Origin of the sequence: Flagellimonas oceani (assembly GCF_011068285.1) — a bacterium.
GTDB classification, from domain to species: Bacteria; Bacteroidota; Bacteroidia; order Flavobacteriales; family Flavobacteriaceae; genus Flagellimonas; species Flagellimonas oceani.
In genome coordinates, this window is record NZ_CP049616.1 from 2,639,172 (window position 1) to 2,658,299 (window position 19,128).

A 19,128-nucleotide genomic window follows, 5' to 3' on the forward strand; every position below is an offset into this window, starting at 1 on the left:
ATAAAGCAATAAACTTAATAGTAATTATAAAACTAAAAAATTATTTAGAATCTTTCTCAATAAGATTGCGCCAAACCAAAAATTATCCTACGTTTGCACTTTATTTTTATTCAATCTAAATAAGTATAATATGCGATGGCTTTTAACTGTATTTTCAACAATGCTCCTGACGGCGAATTTAGGGTTATCCCAGGAAAGCAATGATGGCAAAGATTCAACTGCCCTGAAAACGGAAATCCTAAACGAGGTCATAGTCAATGGAAGTGCAATTCTAGGGAGTAAATTTGAAGCCATGAACAGAACGGGTTCCGCAAATTATATATCGGCGAAAGAACTCCAAAAATTCAGTTATAACGATATTAACAGGATATTGAGAAACGTACCCGGGGTCAACATATACGAGGAGGACGGTTTTGGATTACGGCCCAATATCAGTTTGAGGGGTACCTCCCCAGAACGTAGTGCAAAAATCAATCTTATGGAAGATGGGGTGCTTATAGCGCCTGCCCCCTACAGTGCCCCTGCCGCATATTATTTCCCCACCATCGGAAGGATGCAGGCCGTGGAAGTATTGAAGGGAAGTAGTCAGGTCCAGTACGGGCCAAATACTACGGGTGGCGCCATCAACATGATCTCTACCCGGATACCGGACCGGTTTACGGGAAGAGCGACCTTATCGGCCGGTAACTTCAATTCAAAAAATACACAGATCGTAATAGGCGATAGTTTTAAGAACTTCGGATTCGTAAGCGAATACTATAACTACAATTCAGACGGTTTTAAAAATATTGACGGAAGGGGAAATACGGGTTTTGATAAATCGGACTATTTGGCAAAGTTTCGAATGAATACCGATGAAGGTGCCAAAGTCTATCAATCCCTTCTCTTTAAAATCCAATTTTCCGAAGAAAGGGCCAATGAAACCTATTTAGGGTTGACCGATGCCGATTTCAATGAAAACCCGTACCGCAGATACAGGGCATCCTCGGAAGATGTGATGGACGCGGAACACCAACAATACCAATTAACACATTTTCTTAAACTTTCCCAGGCCCTGTCCATTACCACCACGGGATATGTGAACAAGTTTAAACGCAACTGGTACAAATTGGACGATGTAAATCTTGGGGAGCGCGTTGGAATAAACAATGTGCTCACAGATCCGGAAACCTATGCCATGGAATACAATGCCTTGTTGGGAAACACGGATACCCCGGAAGATGTGTTCGGCATAAAAGCGAATAACAGGAGGTATACCTCCCAAGGAATAAAGTCCATTGCCCGGTTGCGATGGGGCGCTGACTGGTTACAAAGCCTGGAGCTGGGTATTCGCTACCATGAGGATGAGGAGGATAGGTTTCAATGGGTAGACAGGTATGGTTTTCAGAACAATGAACTAATACGCACAACGGTCGGCATCAAAGGGGCGGATGCAAACCGTATCGGCAACGCAAAGGCAATTGCTGCGCATACCTTGTACAAACTAAATTTGGGCAGGTTTACATTGACCCCGGGTATTCGGTACGAGAATATTACGTTGGGCAGGATAAATTACGGTACCAACGATGCAACGAGATCGGGTACGGACCTTTCCGAACGTGAGAACCAAGTGGATGTTTGGATTCCGGGAATTGGGGCAAATTATACCTTTACCGAAAATCTTTCCGTTTTTGGCGGGGTGCACAAAGGGTTTTCCCCTCCCGGCAATACCGAAGGCCAACATGCGGAAAGCAGTATAAATTATGAATTGGGTACCCGTTTCAATTATCATGGAATTCAAGGCGAAGTGGTAGGCTACTATAACGACTATCAAAACTTGTTGGGGAGCGACCTTGCGGCTACAGGTGGTACGGGCAGCTTGGACCAATTCAACGCTGGCGAGGTAAGGGTCAGCGGTGTAGAAGTATCGTTGAACTATAACCTTTTGAATAACAGCTCGGAAAAGGTCCGCTTACCGTTAACGTTTAACTATACCTTGACCGATACCGAGTTTCTTAGTTCATTTGACAGTGCCAACGCTATATTCGGGGAAGTCTCGGTGGGTGATGAGATACCCTATATCGCCAAGAACCAGTTCAATTTGAACCTTGGCCTGGGGCATGAAAAGTTTGGCATTGACATGGGTGCACGCTATATCGATGCATTCAGGACACAAGCAGGAACAGGGACCATTCCCACAAATTTAAGGGTGGATTCCAATTTTGTCGTTGACATGTCGGGCCGCTATTTCTACAATAGTCATTTTACCTTTTCCTTCAATATCATTAACTTGTTTGACACCACCTATGCGGTTTCAAGGGTTCCTGCCGGACTACGGCCTGGGCATCCATTCGGGGTTAATTTTTCAATAACCTATGGCCTTTAAAAGGAAGAATCATAATTTTTAGACCATGTCAATTGAAAACCGATGTAAGGACATTTGTCCTTTTTACCTCACATGGCCAAGAATTAAAAACAGCACTTGAATTTTTTCTTTTAATTTTTCCCTTAAAATTTTGAGGGCTTTGGTAAGATGTCCTTCGACCGTTTTGATGGAGATACCCAAATGTTCCGCAATCTCAGTATTGGTTAGACCTTCTTTCTTACTTAACTTAAATACTTGGTTGCACTTCTTGGGAAGCTGTTCGATCTCTTTTTCAACTAGTTCCACCTTATGTTTTAAGTCTTCTTGATATTCCCTTTCAATTACATGGTCCAAAGTTTCGGCATAGGTAGTCTCGAAAAAATAAGTTTCTTTCTTATACTTTTTTACATGGTCCAAAAAATTGTTTCGGACAGACTTGTAGAGCCATCCCTTTAAGATAGTTCCCTTTTTTATATTATCCCTTTTCTTCCATAGTTTGAAAAATGCTTCCTGCACCAAATCTTTTGCCAAAGCTTCGTTACGGCTTAAACTTTTTGCATACCAGTAGATTTCATTATAATAGGACTCAATGACTGTTTTGAAAGCCTTCCTATCCCCTTTTTGGATTGCTTCAACCTTAATTTTTTCATCCAAGTTATTTGAATTCATAGGCTATTTTAACAAAAAAAATCAATAATTATAGATTATTGACAATAAAAAGCAAGGGTATTGTATAGTTCAATCGTTTACATAATATGAATTGGGACTTTCCTAAAAATCATCGATGAAAAACAAGAAAATAGAAATTATCATACACAAATTTTTGGCCAATACGGCAACTTTGGATGAGATTGATATTTTGGCCAAATGGGTCGATAAAAATAAATCTAGCTTTCAGGAAGAAGTGGAACTCCATCATCTAATAACCGGGGCTGGAGAAGAAGAAAGTACGGAACACCTAAAGAAAAATCTGACATCGGCCTTCAATCAAGCTAGACTCGTCGCAGGCAAGGTCAAAAAAAGGAACTTACTACTCAGGTACGCCGCGATTTTTGTCGGCGTTCTTATGTTAGGTATTTATGCTTACGAGCAACGTAGTCCTGAAGTAATTCTTGAAAAAGAAGCCACGATTACTTTTGAAGATGGGTCTAAAAAGGAAACCTTAAATGACAAGGCAACCGGAATAGTGTCTACTACAAATGCCTATGTGGTAGAGCAAGAAGGCACTAAAATTACCTATAAAAAAGTAGCATCGAACCAAAAAAAGGTGAATCGGTTGGTGTTCAACACCTTGGATGTACCTTATGGGAAAAAGTTTCAGTTGGTACTATCCGATGGTACGGAAGTATACCTTAATTCGGGTTCCTCAATTACATACCCAGTGGTATTTTACGACGAAGGCCCAAGGAATGTTGTTCTTAGAGGGGAAGCTTACTTTACCGTTGCTTCAGATTCTTTAAGGCCATTTACGGTCAGCACACAGCTTCTTGATGCAAAGGTCCTAGGGACGGAATTTAATATTTCCAGTTACCGAGATGACGAACATATTCAAGTGGTACTTGTTGAAGGTAGTCTGTCAGTCGGTCGGAATAATTCTATTGGTTCGGGAGATGTAATCCTAAAACCGAATCAGCTGGCTTCCTATTCCTATTCCGATGATGAACTAGCCACTGCTAATATAGATGTCAGCAGTTACATTGCTTGGAAAAATGGCATATTGTTGTTCAAGAACGAAGACTTTTATCATATCGCAAAAAAACTTGAAAGGCACTATGATGTAAAAATCGAGATAAAGGATATGCAGGTAAGCAAAGAAAGTTATACAGGAAGGTTTAAAACGGAAACCATTGAGGAAATACTACAGGCTTTTCAACGGATTAAAAGTTTTGACTACAACATTGAAAACAATAACATTAAAATTAACCTTAAAAACTAAGCGTATGGAGTGAACCTTAAAAGAATCAGGGATTGCTGGAACAATCCCATGATTCCAAACGAATTTAAAAACTATTTGACCAATTTCTAAACTCTCTCAAAAGTATGAAAAACACACTATGTAAAAGGTATTTTACGATTAAAATAGACCTGAAAATGAAAATTACCATGTTGTTTCTTTTGGTTGCCTTTTTTCAACTTCAGGCAAATAACACGTATTCCCAGAAATCCAATATTTCTATGAACATGAAGGATGCTACGATAGCCTCCGTATTTGAAGAAATAGAGAAAACGACCGATTTCAACATTCTTTATAAGAATTCCACTTTAGACATCAATAAACGTATTTCCGTAAACGTCGACAAAGTCAAGATAGATGAACTGATGGGAATAGTTCTAAAGGAAACCAATGTTTCTTTTGAAATTAGAAGAAAACTTATCGTGTTGGTTGAAAACGGCAAAACGTTGAATTCCGGTACAAGTCCGGCCTCATCCAATCCTCCAAAGGTTCCGGATCAAACTATGACGGTAACTGGCACGGTAACCGATCAAGACAATATTCCCTTAGGTGGAGTGAGTATTGTCATCAAGGGCTCCACTAAGGGGGTTTCCACCAATTTTGATGGGGAATATGAAATAGAAGCTTCTGAGGGCGATATTCTTGTGTTCTCCTATATTGGCTTTTCCTCACGTGAAATCAGTGTAAAACAAGCAGACGTAATTAACGTTGCCATGATGCAAAGTTCAATGGATTTGAACGAAGTAATCGTTACCGCAACCGGTGCGCGCCGTAAGGTTGAGATGGGAAATTCCATTGCGAATCTCAACGTTGCCGATGACGTAAAGCAGCGGCCGATAAGCAATGTCTCGGACCTACTTCAGGGCCAGGCGACCGGCGTTCAGATTTCAAGTAGTGGAGGTTCTACAGGCATGGGCTCGCGCATTAGGATCAGGGGTTCGAACAGTGCATCCCTTTCCAACGAACCAGTAATTTATGTTGATGGTATTTTGATTAATAACGAGGCAAATTCAATCTCTTTTGAAACAGGTGGGCAATCCCCTTCCCGTTTAAATGATATCAACCCAGAGGATATTGAGTCTATCGAAATCATCAAGGGTCCTTCCGCGGCAACATTATACGGATCTATTGCGGCCAACGGTGTAATTCGTATTACCACTAAAAAAGGTAAACAAGGAGAACCAAGATGGTCTGCATTTTTCGAGAGCGGTTTGGTAGAAGATGTAACAACCTATCCCAAAAACTATCAGGCACTTGACGCAGCAGGCAATCCCGGTTTCAACTTTGAAGCGGCCGAAGGCACTTTTGTCCACAGTACGGTCAATTCTTTTCAGCCCTTGAACGACCCGCGTACCTCGCCTTTTAGAACCGGACAGTCTTATGGCGGTGGGTTGAGCGTATCGGGAGGTTCGGAAGTACTCACCTATTTCCTTTCGGGAAGTCTTACCGACGGTGAAGGCGTGTTGCCCGTCAATAACATAAAAAGAACGAATTTCCGGGGAAATTTCGGAGCCAAGATTACTGATGACCTTAAGGTAAATTTGACCACGGGCTACACCAACAGTAATCTGGAACTTCCCTTGAACGATAATTTTGCCCTCGCATTAATGAGTCAGGGCCTAAATGGTACATCGACCATAGATGTCAACAACGGTTGGGGTGAATTTACACCCGATGAACTGTTTACCATAGACACCCGGCAAATAATCAATCGTTTTACCAGTGGTCTTGAACTCATTTGGCAACCCTCTGAAAAATTGAACCTAAGAGCCTCCGGAGGCCTAGATTTTACATCCCGTTGGGACAGTCAGTTTTTCCCCACGGGTGAAGCCCCTGATTTTCTAAACTACGACGAAGGTGCCCGGTTCTCTAATAGGTTCAACGATTTTGTCTATACTTTGGATGCCGTAGGTTCTTACAAAACAGATCTTTGGGAGGGCATAAATTCCAGAACTTCCCTTGGATTCCAATATTTACAGAATCTTTCGCAAGGCACCTTCGCAACCGGTCTTCAGTTGGTTGCGGGTAGTAATTCTATTGCGGGGGCAGCAGTAACACAAAGTAACGAACAGACCATCGAGTCGCGTACCGTAGGGGTCTTTGTGGAGGAACAGATCGGTTTTAATGACAAATTGTTCGTGACAGGTGCCGTACGGGCCGATCGCGGGAGTTCTTTTGGTGCCTCGTTCAATTCGGTATTTTACCCCAAAGTGAGTGCTTCTTGGCTGATTTCGGAAGAAGAATTTTTCAATGATTCCGACAAATATGGCATAAGCTCGTTACGGCTTAGGGGAGCCTGGGGAGCCTCGGGGGTACAACCGGGCACCAATGATGCGCTGAGGTTTTTCAATCCCATAGCCGCTACACTGGACGGACAAAGTGTTACCGGGGTCACTATTGGCAGCGTTGGAAACTCCGACTTAACCCCAGAGCGGTCAACGGAAGTTGAGTTCGGCTTTGATGCGAAACTATTGTCCGAAAAAATTGGCTTTGAAATGACCTATTTTAATAAACGTACCGAAGATGCTCTTATATTTAGGCAATTGCCCTTATCGCTCGGCGTGGGCGAAGGGCGCTTTGAAAATTTGGGTTCCGTTAAAAACTCGGGTATTGAAATTGGATTGAATACAAGAATCATCGAAACCGATAAGTTTTTCTTTGGGGTAGATTTTGTGGGTTCGTTCATAGATAATGAATTGATAGAATTGGGTGAGGGCATACAACCGGTCATTTTTGGTCAACAACGTCACGTTGAAGGCTTTCCCCTTGGCGGTTACTGGGATGAAACCTATACTTTTAACGATGCCAATGGCGATGGTTTCATTGGGCAGGATGAGATACAAGTTGGGGAAGTAGGGTACTTAGGTACGCCGTTTGCCACTACCGATATTTCATTTACCCCAACACTTAGTTTTTTCGAAAATCAATTTGTGCTAAGAGGACTCCTAAACTACAGGGGTGGTCAAAAACTTTATAACAACACCGGTTCTTGGCGAAACGGGAATAGTAACAACCAAGAACTGAACGATCCCAATGCCTCGCTTGCCGATCAGGCAAGGGCCGTTGCATCAAAATTTTTGGGCACTAATGCTGGTTATATTGAAGATGCTTCGTTTTGGAGGCTACGTGAAATTTCGTTGACCTATAATGCGCCTGTCACCTTTTCGAGTCAATTTGGTTTTGATCGTATAAGCCTGACGCTTTCCGGGCAAAACTTGGGTGTATGGACCGACTACACGGGACTTGATCCGGAAATAAGTTCTGAGGGGCAAGCCAATTTTACTACTGAGGAATTTCTCAGTCAACCACCCGTGCGTTCTTGGAAAGCAAGGCTAAACCTATCTTTTTAATATAAAAAAATCTAAGAAAATGAGAACATTACTGAAAATAAAAAACAACTATTCCAGATTGATCTTTAATGTCGTTGTTTTGGTTGTACTTACATCGTTGAGTATTTCTTGCGATTCGGTGGTAGAAGTTACAGATCCTGATATTGTTACACCGGAATCACTTAATAGCGAAGCCGGTATACAAACCCTACGCGCGGGTTCTTTGGGAGATCTTGCCGTGGCCATGAGCGGTTCCGCAGCAGGCCATGGGGCTACCACGGGCCTAATCGTTATGAGCGGCCTTATGGCTGATGAGTATAGTTATTCTGGAACCTTCCCCACTAGACGTGAGGCTGATACCCGAAACCTTCAAGATATTAACGGTGACATAAATACAATTTATGGTAACCTGCACAGATCACGAACCGGGGCCGAAACTACTATAGACCTTCTTGCCAATTTCGGCGGAAATCCAGAAGTGGAAAGCGAGATGCAAAGTATCGTTGGGTATGCCTATGTCATGTTCGCAGAAACCTTTTGCGGTGGGGTTCCCTTTAGCAAGGCACCTGCCGACGGAGGTGAATTGATCTATGGCGAGCCTTTGACTACTGAGCAAATGTTTAATGCTGCGGTCGAATGGTTTGACCAAGCCATCACCAACGCCGGCAGCAACGATAAATTGGCCAACCTGGGGCGGTTAGGCAAGGCCCGCTCCCTTTTGGGCCTAGGACAAATTGATGCCGCGGCTGGCGAAGTATCTGCTGTTCCATCAGATTTTGTTTACAATATTGAACAATCAGACAACAGTCGTAGACAAGAGAACGGTATTTATATAATGACCACTGTTCGCCGTCAGTTTTCTATAGCAGATGGCAAAGGCGGCAATGGTCTAATGTACCGCTCCGCTATGGATCCCCGGACACCTTGGGACGGGGGCACGGAATTTGGACAAGATGATATTACCCTGTATTACAACCAACTCAAATTCAATTCCTCCAGTGTACCCGTGGCCTTGGCCTCAGGAATAGAAGCAAGGTTGATCGAAGCCGAGGCGGCCGCTAGTGCAGATGATGCCCAAACCGTCGAGAATATACATAATGAACTTAGGGCCGCAATGGGTCTATCAGAGTTAGACCTCTCAGGAATTAGTGGCGAAGACCTGTTGCTGGCCCATTTTTCAGAACGTGCCTTTTGGTTGTTCAGTACCGGTCATCGACTGGGAGACCTAAGAAGACTTGTGGATGTTTATGATATGATGCCCTCAAGTGTGTTTCCATGGGGGCCTTATTTCAAGGGAGGGGAATATAATCCCAATCTTAAATTTCTAGTCCCACAGTCAGAATCGAACAACCCCAATTATGTTGGCTGTTTGGATTGAACATATTTGAAAATGTCATACAAAAAAGAGAGGAGGCTTTTTAGGGCCTCTTTTCTTTTTAAGTTTGCTGAAGGCAAAGTTGTCAATTACATTTTTTATGAAAAACCTGTTAGCGATTCCAAAATTTGAACGTTCTGGAAGCTTCATTTTCTTATGTGCCTTGTTTTTGTTGTCCGGCACCGCTGGCCTTATATTCCAAGTGATTTGGATGTACCGGCTGGGACTTGTGTTCGGGAATGCGGCGTATGCAACGGCTGCAACATTATCCGCTTTTTTTCTCGGATTGGCCCTTGGGGGACGGTTTTTTGGCAAGGCTTCCGCCCGTTTTAAACGGCCACTTCGCTTATATGGCTTTATGGAGCTAGGTATTGCCGTAACGGCACTCTTGTTGATTCCTGGCCTCCATTTCTATGAAAAGTACTATTCTGATATCGTATCTTTTTTAGGGGTTTCAAGAAGCGTTCTCTTAGTCATCAAGTTTGTATTTGGTATTTCATTACTTTTTTTTCCTTCATTTTTAATGGGAGGCACCTTTCCCGTTTTGGCACAGTACATCGGGAAAAATCGAATTGACCTTTCAAGACGTGGAACGATTTTGTATGCCGTAAATACCTTAGGGGCCGCTCTAGGTGCTTTTGCTGCCGCGTTTTATTTGTTAGCTAGGTACGGGGTCAGTGCAACCTATGGCTTTGCCATGGCCCTGGCTCTTTCCGTAGGGGTTCTGGCGCTTGTTATCGACCGCTTTTATAAGACTCCCCACCCAGCTGCTCTTGAAGCCTTCGATTGGCCTGAAAAGCACGAAAAATCCACTTACGCTACATCCGAATTGGGTTATGGCCAATTCATCACGGTCGCCTTTTTTTCCGGGGCCTTGGCACTAGCGGCCGAAACCTTATGGACTAAAATGTTCGCCCAAGTTTTACAAAATTCGGTCTATTCGTTCGCTGCAATATTGGTAGTGTTCCTTTTATCCCTAGGGCTTGGCGGTATTTTATCCCATGTGCTGGTAAGGCTAAGGGCGCCGTCAACAAAACTTTTGATCTTATTGTTGGCCTCGGCCGCAATTTTGATAGGAATATCTCCAACGGTATTCAGTACTGTGACAAACGGACTTGAGTACCTTGCAGTGAACGCATCTTGGCTTACATATATATTGTCCGTCTTTAAACTAAGCCTAATAGTAATTATGCCTCCAACTATTATTTTAGGTGCCGTGTTTCCCTTTCTGTTGAAAGCGGCCCCTACAATCCAAATGCCATCTGGGATAATCGCGGGCAAATTAGTACTCTACAATTCGTTGGGCGGCTTTGTGGGACCGGTAGTGGCAGGTTTTGTTCTACTTGATTTGGTCGGCCTCTGGAATAGTATAAAAATCATTGCTGTTCTGTATGGCATCTTAGCTCTATTGATTGTTTTCCCAGCATCCGGAAAAAAGAAAATTATTCAACTTTTATTACCAGTTGCATTGATTTTCGGAATATTCGTGTTGAAAAACCCACCTCTTGTACAATTGAAAACAGGAGAAAAAGTACTGGATTATTGGCAATCAAGCGACGGTGTCGTCTCTATAATACAATTGGCGGGAAATTTAGAGATGCGATTAGATAATTTTTATGTGCTCGGGGATTCGAAATCGTTTTTGGTCGAGCAAATGCAGGCCCATGTTCCGCTTATGATACATCCAGCACCAAAAAATGTGGCGTTTTTGGGACTGGGGACCGGCATCACGGCAGGTGCGGCGTTTAACCATGATGTAGAAAATGTAGTAGCCGTTGAACTGGTGTCCAACGTGGTTATTGCGGCAAAACGTTATTTTTCACCTTGGACCAATGGACTTTTCAAAGATAAACGGGCGAATATAGTAGCTGACGATGCCAGAAACTTTCTTCTGGGCGCCAATAAGAAATTCGACGTTATTATCGGAGACCTTTTTACCCCGTGGCATGCGGGTACGGGAAGTCTTTACACCCTTGAGCATTTTGAACAAGTTAAAAAGCGATTATCGCCCGGTGGCATCTTTGCGCAATGGTTACCGCTATACCAGCTTACACCTGAGAACTTCAATACCATTGCCGCTACATTTGCAGCCGTTTATCCACAAGTGACACTCTGGCGGGCCGATTTTTCCACGGACCGGGCCAGTATCGTACTCGTTGGCCAGGAAGCAGGCTCACAGCTTAACGATAATACCTTACGCAAAAATATTGTCCATGTAGTGGGTAAGCAAATTGACCCGGAAAACAACCACATGGCCGGTCTTTTTTATCTAGGTAACTTGGAGGCCATTAGAAATCGGTTGTCGGGTGTTGAACTGAATACCGATGACAGAAGGTCTATTGAATTTAAGGCACCTATTCTATCGCAACAAGCCAATTCGGGCAGTGCAAGCTATATTACAGGCAAGGAGTTGGATGATTTGTTGACCTTATTAAATACTAATCTTCCTGCTGGGAAAGACCCCTATCTTTCCAACTTGGCAGAGGAAGAAATTCGATTTGTAAAAGTGGGGGCGCTTTACCATCGTTATTTGCGATATGTCAGTACCGGGGAAGAAGATAAGGCAAAAAAAATACGGGAACAGATACAGTTCTTGGCTCCGGACTTTTTACATACGGAGACCAAAGCTATTAATGAAAAAAATAAGGGAATACAAACAAACAAGAAATAAAATGAATTACCAAAAAACAACTGGACCGATCAAGGACTATATGAAACAAGTAAGCAACAAACCATTCTTTTTTTCGATTCCAATAATCATATCCATACTATCTTTTAGTCTTTCCTTTGCGCAACAAGATATCATCGATAAGGCCATAGCGGTTTCGGGAACCGAAAAATTGAAAAATGCAAAGGCTTCATTTGATTTTAGGGATTACCAGTATACATACAAAAGAAACCAAGGGCGATTTGAATACACAAGAATCGGCAAGAAAGGCGATGGCACGGAAATACGGGATGTCTATACCAATAAGGGGCTGGTCCGCTATGTGGCCGATACCTTGATAAGCCTTACCGAAAAAAGAGAGAAAGCCTATACCAATTCGGTAAATTCAGTGATGTACTTTGCATTTCTTCCATTATGGCTCAAAGACCCCGCGGTCATTGTAGAAGACCAAGGTAGAAGCGTGATAAAAGGTAAGGAGTACTATAAAATCCGTATTACTTTTAAGCAAGAGGGCGGTGGCGATGATTTTGAGGATGTGTTCCTCTATTGGTTCGATGTCAAGGATTATAGTATGGACTACCTCGCCTATAAATACTTTACCGGCAAAGGGGGAATGCGGTTTCGGGAAGCTTACAACCAGCGCAACGTTAATGGGGTCGTAATACAGGATTACCGTAACCTACAACCTAAAATAAAAGACGGCATTGATTTTGATGAAATCGAGAAGGCTTTTGAAAATGACCAACTGGAAGAACTCTCACTCATTCAATTGAAAAATGTGAAAATCAAAACGATACCCAAACCTTAGCTCAGTCTAATTCATTCAAAGACCCGAAGTAGGTTTCCCGTAAGTTCAGTCTGGAATATTTTTAAAGGGTTGCTCGTAATACTGTTCAAGGGCTTTCCGGTTTGGTCAAAGCGTGCGCCATGGGTAGAACAATAGTAAATACCGCCGTCGTTCTCCACAAACCTAACTTCCTCGGTCTGTTGATGGCTGCATATCTGACTGGCCGCCACAAAATTACCTTCTAAATTTTTAACTACGACCACATAGTCCTTCAAAATATAATCGCCGTTGTTCTGTAAGCCATTACCCTCGTTGGAGCTAAGGTCTATCGTAAAATCGATTCCGGTAGGTATCGGTCTCATATCCTCTGGGGAAACGTCTCCGTTACCATCTTTGGAACAGCCTTGAACACACGGAAAAACAATGGCAAACGCGGCACCGGCACCCAAACTTCGTAAAAATTGTTTTCTTTCCATAACAAAGACTTTTTAAAAATAAACGTCTTTTGCTAAAAAATCGTATGCAAAGAACAAATATGTAGTCTTCAGCGCATATTATAGAAGATAGTAAAATCAATAATTTCTCTACAAGGGGGTCTAATTGAGTGTTTGAACGCATCCGATTTATACTGTCCTATACCCGCAAGCGTCAACAATTTTTTTTAGTACTATGCTGATTGTGTTTAGTAAAGAACAAGAATAGCTTTTATTCGAGTTGCTACATTCAACTTTTTTTACAAACATGACGATCGTCATGTTTGTGTTTGATCACTTACGTTACTTTTGAAAAATAATGTCATTTAAATTGAGTGTAACTATATAAAAATGAGATTATTATATATTTTTTAAATTGACAGGTAATTTTAAAACCCAAACGGTTTTTTGCTAATTTTAGAGTATGAAGCGCTTTTTACGTAAAATAGTATCCATCGGTTTGACGTTCGCAATACTTTTTGCGACCACATCCTTTAGCGCTGATATGCATTTCTGTTGTAACAAATTAGTGGATATTGCCGTATTTGGTAAGGCAAAATCTTGTGATGATAAAGTTCAAAAAAGCGAAAGTCCTTCCAAGGAGTGTTCTGTAGGAGCCGAGGATTGTTGCAGGAATGAAACATTTAGCAAGGCCGGTGATGACAACGTTAAAAAGGTTACCGCGGAATTCAGCATCGAAAACTATGTTTTCTTACATAGCTTTTTTTACACCTATATAAATCGATTTGAAGGGCTAGATAAAAACATCGTTCCCTTTGTAAATTATGATCCGCCATGGATAGAGAAGGACACTCTTGTGCTTCATGAAACTTTCCTTATTTGATTTTTTTTCAAACAGATTATTGATCCAATAATCTGTACTTCTTGTTGGCCGACATCGCGTTCTGCCCTCTAATGTCGTACCCTTTATTCCAACGACACTCGCTCCAATTGGTCAAAATACCAAATAATAATGAGTCCTTATGGACACAAGCAATTAGAACATTTAATAAACCCTAAAGTATGGATTCTCAGAGAGAATACTGGATCAAGAATATGGTCTGCAGTCGGTGCCTTAAGGTCATAAAGCAGGACCTTGAAGAAATCGGTGTAGAAGTGCTTTCCCTTGAACTGGGCAAACTATCAGTCCGTATCACTACTGAAATTGATAAAAAAATCGATTTGAAAATAGCGGAGGTGCTTCATTCCAACGGATTTGAAATCGCCAAGAACGAGGAGGAAATGATCGTTGAGAATATCAAGATCACCTTAATCGAACTTGTAACAGACCTTCCTTTACATATTAAGGAAAAGACTTCAGAACATTTGGCAGCGGAACTACATCGGGATTATAAGATGTTGAGCAAGGTTTTCTCCAAAAAAGAGAACGTCACGATTGAAAAGTACTTTATAAAACTGAAGGTCGAAAGGGTCAAAGAGCTCATACAGTTGCAACAGCATGCGTTCTCAGACATAGCCTATCTACTCGATTACAGTAGCGTGAACCATTTGTCCAGTCAGTTCAAGAACGTTACCGGAGTAAGCATGACGGATTATAAGAACAGCCAAATCTGGAAACGGAGCTTCCTTGACGAAATTATATAAGGAAGAACGAAAATTATGCAGACAAAGGCTTATGGTAACAGCTACTTTTATCAACGACACTAATTTAATATGAAAACAAAATGTTTATATACATCAAACATATGGTGAGTTTGCGCTGTAAGATGGTGGTAGAGCAAGAACTGCGAAAGCTGGGCCTGCGTTATGTCAACGTAGACCTTGGATCCATCGAAATCCTTGGGAATATCACTGATTTCCAAAGAGATCAGCTACGTAAAAACCTGAAGGCCTGCGGTCTGGAACTGCTTGAAGATAAGCGGAGGATCATGGTTGAAAAGATTAAGGCCTTAATTATTGAAATGGTCCATTATTCCGATGAATTGCCCAAGGTAAACAACTCGGATTACATCAGCGAAAAACTGGGTTATGACTATACCTATTTGGCAAATACATTTTCCGAAGTAAAGGGAATCACCATTCAGCAGTACATTATTTTAAACAAAATTGAGCGGGTCAAACAACTGTTGCTGTATGATGAATTGAATCTAACGGAAATATCCTATAAGCTGTCCTACAGTAGCGTCTCACATTTGTCGAACCAGTTTAAAAACGTTACGGGGTTCGCCCCATCTTATTATAAAAAACGGAAAAAGAAACGAATTAAATATCTAGAGAATTTGTAGTCCATGGTAAAAATTGTTCGAATAAAAGCCTTTTTGGTTCAAACCCTACCTCGCCGTCAGCTAGGTTTGAGGCTCTTTTTAGGCACGAACATTAATACAAAGAATGTGGGAAAAATATAACTCTTCCTCTTTCTTATGTAACACAATAATAGCAAAATTCCCTCAACTTTAAGTTTAGGGAATGGAAAAATAGAATTGACGAAAATAAGTAGCAATTAAAAATCAAATATGATGAGAACGATAACAATTATTTTATTGGCAATGGGCTTAATAAGTCTATCCAGTTGCGAACAGAAAACAGATCCTAATGCAATGCTTGAAAATTCACAAACGAGAACGGAACTCTTTGATGCAATTGCCAGTAATCACAGCTATATGACCCAATTCATGGACAATATGCAAACCAACGACCATGCCATGCAGATGATGCAGGGCAACCAAAAGATGATGGGCCATATGATGCAGGGTGGCGGAATGCAGATGATGATGAAAGACAGCATGATAATGAAAAACATGATGGGCGATCAACCTGTGATGCACGCAATGATGGACAGAATGATGAAAAGTCCGGAAACAATGAATTCAATGATGCAAATGATGCACGAAAACGGAATGATGAGTGAAGATTGTATGGAGTCGTGCAAAAAAATGATAGAAGAAAGTGAATTAGAAGCCAGGGAACAAGGCGAACTCGAATTGAGCAAAAGCCAAAGCCATGGCGATCATCATTAAAGAATATAACATTTAACACTAATAAATAGAAATCATGAAAGGACATTGGATATGGATGGTCATCGGTTGCGGTATTCCGTTACTGTTAATTTTTTTCGCCCCGGCACTGGGTATCACAGGCTACAATGGAATTTTTGCCTTTATCCTTCTAATGTTTGCAGTACATCTTTTAATACCGCACGGGGGTCATGGCAGGCATGGCGGGCATAAGAGCGGCAGTCAAGGCCACGCCGGCCATGGAGGTGCCGATCATGAACACCGTAAGGCAGAATCGATAGCAGGTACTGAAGAAGAAGAACACAAAGGGCATCGGCACCATTAGAAATAAATAGAAACAAATGAAACATAAATATCAAATAAACGGAATAAGCTGTGGCGGCTGTGTCACAAGGGTAAGAAAAACCTTGGAAGCGCACCCGGCCATAGAGAAGGCCGAAATCTTTTTAAGCCCGAAAGGAAAGACGATCATCAGCATGAACAAGAAGCTTACGGTCGAAGAACTGCAAGGGCAACTCAATAAACTTGACGGCTATACCATTACAGAGATCATTTAAAATAATACGAACCTTAAAATTTAGAACATGTTTTACAAAGATGGATTTTTTTGGGGCATGCACCTTATCTGGTGGGCCATTTGGATCGTGGCCTTAGGCTGGATATTTTTTGCACCTTCCAGTACAACTTACACAGAAACCATAGAAGACGATCCGGCCACAATGCTCAAAATCCGGTTTGCCAAGGGCGAGATTTCCAAGGAGGAATATGAGCGATCAAAGAAACTTTTAAAATAGGAAAGACAAACAACTATTAACCTTTAAACCTAAAACTATGCATTTTTTCGACGGACACTGGGGCGGTATGCACTTCGTATGGTGGATCATATGGTTCATTCTTTTAATATGGATATTCTTTGTGCCATACGACATCCCTTACCGAAAATCAAAGAAGGAAGACCCTCTCGCAATTCTCAAAAAAAGATTTGCCAATGGGGAAATTACAAAAGAGGAATTTGAGGAAACAAAAAGGATTCTAAAATCCAAATAGTGTCATTTCAGTTTTGACTTGACACTAGGAAGTAGCTACAATTAGTAACACTTAAAATGAATCAAAATGAAAACAAAAATCAAAAAAACAGTAGGAATTGTTTTGGCCGTTTTCACATTATCGGCCTGTGCACAAAAACAGGAAAGTGCTGTAAAGGATATGCTTAAGGACCCGTCACAACAAGAGGAGGTTTTGACCTTGATGGTCGAAGACCACGATCTGGGCAAAAAATACATTGCCAAGATGATGGATAACGACCATGCCATGGGAATGATGGTGGACGAACTCGTAAAAGAGGCGGCTAAGGATACCATACTTGCGAACAAATTGAGCGATATGATCACTAGATATCCTGACCTTATGCTACTGACCACCCACCATTTTATGCCGGTCATTGCCAATGACAGCCTTTTGAGCGACACCTTTTGTGACCACACTTTGGAGCATGAGGAATTGGAAAAAGCTATGCACAATAAAATGGAATACAAAAAGAGCCTTGAGCGCAACCATTGACCCCGACTTTGGTTTTAACGCAAAGTATTGCATTTAAAAATGAACAGCAACTAAAAACATTAAAACAAGAATCATGAATCGTATCAATGTAAAAAAATTCGGTTTTGCCATGGGGCTGACCGCTGCAATCCTCTACGCTGGCTGCATGATCGTTTTGGCCACAGCAGGACAAGAAGGAAGCATAACCTTTTTCAACAGCCTGTTGCACGGCTTGGACACCACCAGTATAATACGGGTAGACGTGCCAATTTGGGAGGCACTTATTGGCATTGTCCAGACCTTTATCATTGCCTGGCTCACGGGTGCCCTGATCGCCGCTTTTTATAATGCACAACTTAAAGCCAAATAAAACCTTAAAATTATTAAAGACTCTAAAATTATGGACAGAAGAAATTTTTTGGCAACGGGTGCCGTATCTACGGCGGGCATGCTGTTTTTTCCCGGCAATCTCTTGGCCGAAAGTGCCAAGGAGGCCAACAAACAACGCTTAACACAACCCCTACCCTTTAAAAAAAATGGCGAATGGAAAGAATTTGAACTTTACATCGATATCAAGGTACACGAACCCGCCCCGGGTTTTAAATACCACACCTTGGCCTTTAACGATATGATTCCCGGCCCTGAGATACGGGTCGACTATGGCGATAAAGTACGGGTGAAATTCAAAAACAAAACCGGCATCAACCACACCATACACTGGCACGGTATCTATGTGCCCTGGCGTATGGACGGAGTCCCCTACGTGAGCCAGCTGCCGGTAATGCCGGAGAACGAATTTATTTACGAATTTGAGGCAAAACCCGTGGGCACCCATTTTTACCACTGCCATTGGGGCACGGTCATGCACATGCAGGCTGGGATGTTCGGGAGCATAATCGTAGAGGATCCAGACGATCCTATTAAAAAACAGTTTCCGTACGAACGGGAATATACCTTGGTATATGGTGCGCACGACGTCAACTACATCCGCAATGAGATGAACCGGATGCTGGACCGTATGAAGGAACGTAACTATCTTATGAAGGAAGGCCGCTTCGATCCGGAGCGCTGGGCCGTGTTCAATAACCACGACCAGTTTGCCGAATCCATCAAGAACGGATGGGAGCCGCCCTATGCATTGAGCCGCAGGGCCCCGGCAAGCCTGCCACAGGCAGACTGGTTCACCGTAAACGGCAAGTCGTATCCCGAGACCCCGTACCTTTTTATAAAATCGGGCGAAAAGATACGGGTACGCCTTATCAATGCTGGTGCAGAGATACATAACCTTCACCTGCACGGGCATGACTTCTGGATGGTGGCCGATGACGGAATTCCTTTATCTCATCCTTGGAAACGAAACACAGTGCCGTTGACGCCCGGCAAAACTTTCGATATCATTATTGAGGGGGACAATAGGGGTATCTGGACCTTTCATGACCACGATACGCGAAAAGTGACCAATAATGGCTTATACCCTGGAGGAAATTTGTTGGCATTGGTATACGAAGACTTACCCGAAGATGAACTCATCATTACCAAACACAGTGGCAACACCATGTTCAACAAGGGCATGGGAATGGAAGGAATGGATATGGATATGGGCAAACCAATGAATATGGACAAGATGCTGTTCGGGGACGATAAGCTTCCCAAGATCGCCCTGGACGAATAATTATTAATAAAC

At 42.2% G+C, this 19,128-nt stretch carries 19 protein-coding genes; 17 read left to right on the forward strand and 2 right to left on the reverse strand.

Going from position 1 to position 19,128, the window contains the following annotated elements:
• Positions 1–130: 130 nt before the first annotated feature.
• Complete coding sequence (locus tag GVT53_RS12170; protein ID WP_166248848.1) at positions 131–2,365, forward strand: TonB-dependent receptor family protein; 2,235 nt, start codon at positions 131–133, stop codon at positions 2,363–2,365.
• Between the two features lie 63 nt (positions 2,366–2,428).
• On the opposite strand, the gene GVT53_RS12175 is transcribed toward GVT53_RS12170, so the two are convergent.
• Positions 2,429–3,013, reverse strand: coding sequence for an RNA polymerase sigma factor (locus GVT53_RS12175; RefSeq protein ID WP_166248849.1), 585 nt, complete (start codon positions 3,011–3,013; stop codon positions 2,429–2,431).
• 115 nt (positions 3,014–3,128) lie between these two features.
• Between GVT53_RS12175 and GVT53_RS12180 the strand changes: the two genes are divergently transcribed.
• The 5 genes from GVT53_RS12180 (at position 3,129) to GVT53_RS12200 (ending at position 12,478) form a co-directional block, all read left to right on the forward strand.
• Positions 3,129–4,280 (forward strand): FecR family protein, encoded by a 1,152-nt coding sequence (locus GVT53_RS12180; RefSeq protein WP_166248850.1) that lies wholly within the window; start codon positions 3,129–3,131, stop codon positions 4,278–4,280.
• A 104-nt stretch (positions 4,281–4,384) separates the two neighbouring features.
• Positions 4,385–7,648 (forward strand): SusC/RagA family TonB-linked outer membrane protein, encoded by a 3,264-nt coding sequence (locus GVT53_RS12185; RefSeq protein WP_166248851.1) that lies wholly within the window; start codon positions 4,385–4,387, stop codon positions 7,646–7,648.
• 19 nt (positions 7,649–7,667) lie between these two features.
• Positions 7,668–9,005, forward strand: coding sequence for a hypothetical protein (locus GVT53_RS12190; RefSeq protein WP_094997506.1), 1,338 nt, complete (start codon positions 7,668–7,670; stop codon positions 9,003–9,005).
• A gap of 97 nt (positions 9,006–9,102) precedes the next feature.
• A complete protein-coding gene (locus GVT53_RS12195) occupies positions 9,103–11,673 on the forward strand; it encodes a spermidine synthase (RefSeq protein WP_166248852.1) in 2,571 nt (856 codons plus the stop codon).
• A gap of 1 nt (position 11,674) precedes the next feature.
• Positions 11,675–12,478 carry a DUF6503 family protein gene (locus GVT53_RS12200; protein WP_166248853.1) on the forward strand — a complete coding sequence of 268 codons (804 nt, stop codon included), beginning with the start codon at positions 11,675–11,677 and terminating at the stop codon, positions 12,476–12,478.
• A gap of 11 nt (positions 12,479–12,489) precedes the next feature.
• On the opposite strand, the gene GVT53_RS12205 is transcribed toward GVT53_RS12200, so the two are convergent.
• Positions 12,490–12,933: a QcrA and Rieske domain-containing protein gene (locus GVT53_RS12205; protein ID WP_094997503.1), complete on the reverse strand. Its 444-nt coding sequence runs from the start codon at positions 12,931–12,933 to the stop codon at positions 12,490–12,492.
• 421 nt (positions 12,934–13,354) lie between these two features.
• On the opposite strand from GVT53_RS12205, the gene GVT53_RS12210 reads away from it, so the two are divergent.
• From GVT53_RS12210 to GVT53_RS12260, 11 genes are all read left to right on the forward strand, one after another.
• A complete protein-coding gene (locus GVT53_RS12210; protein ID WP_094997502.1) occupies positions 13,355–13,774 on the forward strand; it encodes an HYC_CC_PP family protein in 420 nt (139 codons plus the stop codon).
• A 179-nt stretch (positions 13,775–13,953) separates the two neighbouring features.
• Positions 13,954–14,535: a helix-turn-helix domain-containing protein gene (locus GVT53_RS12215; protein WP_166248854.1), complete on the forward strand. Its 582-nt coding sequence runs from the start codon at positions 13,954–13,956 to the stop codon at positions 14,533–14,535.
• An 80-nt stretch (positions 14,536–14,615) separates the two neighbouring features.
• Positions 14,616–15,176, forward strand: a complete 561-nt coding sequence (locus tag GVT53_RS12220) for a helix-turn-helix domain-containing protein (protein WP_205791664.1) — start codon at positions 14,616–14,618, stop codon at positions 15,174–15,176.
• A 228-nt stretch (positions 15,177–15,404) separates the two neighbouring features.
• Entirely contained in the window at positions 15,405–15,908 is a 504-nt protein-coding gene (locus GVT53_RS12225; RefSeq protein WP_309474613.1) for a hypothetical protein, read from the forward strand.
• A 151-nt stretch (positions 15,909–16,059) separates the two neighbouring features.
• Complete coding sequence (locus tag GVT53_RS21070; RefSeq protein ID WP_240904998.1) at positions 16,060–16,230, forward strand: hypothetical protein; 171 nt, start codon at positions 16,060–16,062, stop codon at positions 16,228–16,230.
• Between the two features lie 16 nt (positions 16,231–16,246).
• Positions 16,247–16,462, forward strand: coding sequence for a heavy-metal-associated domain-containing protein (locus GVT53_RS12235; protein ID WP_166248855.1), 216 nt, complete (start codon positions 16,247–16,249; stop codon positions 16,460–16,462).
• 27 nt (positions 16,463–16,489) lie between these two features.
• Positions 16,490–16,699 carry an SHOCT domain-containing protein gene (locus tag GVT53_RS12240; RefSeq protein WP_119648281.1) on the forward strand — a complete coding sequence of 70 codons (210 nt, stop codon included), beginning with the start codon at positions 16,490–16,492 and terminating at the stop codon, positions 16,697–16,699.
• Positions 16,700–16,766: 67 nt separating this feature from the next.
• Positions 16,767–16,952, forward strand: a complete 186-nt coding sequence (locus tag GVT53_RS12245) for an SHOCT domain-containing protein (protein WP_240905225.1) — start codon at positions 16,767–16,769, stop codon at positions 16,950–16,952.
• Between the two features lie 66 nt (positions 16,953–17,018).
• Positions 17,019–17,465 (forward strand): hypothetical protein, encoded by a 447-nt coding sequence (locus tag GVT53_RS12250; RefSeq protein ID WP_166248857.1) that lies wholly within the window; start codon positions 17,019–17,021, stop codon positions 17,463–17,465.
• Positions 17,466–17,538: 73 nt separating this feature from the next.
• Positions 17,539–17,814: a DUF5676 family membrane protein gene (locus GVT53_RS12255; protein WP_119648278.1), complete on the forward strand. Its 276-nt coding sequence runs from the start codon at positions 17,539–17,541 to the stop codon at positions 17,812–17,814.
• A gap of 30 nt (positions 17,815–17,844) precedes the next feature.
• Positions 17,845–19,116, forward strand: coding sequence for a multicopper oxidase family protein (locus GVT53_RS12260; RefSeq protein WP_119648277.1), 1,272 nt, complete (start codon positions 17,845–17,847; stop codon positions 19,114–19,116).
• Positions 19,117–19,128 lie beyond the last annotated feature (12 nt).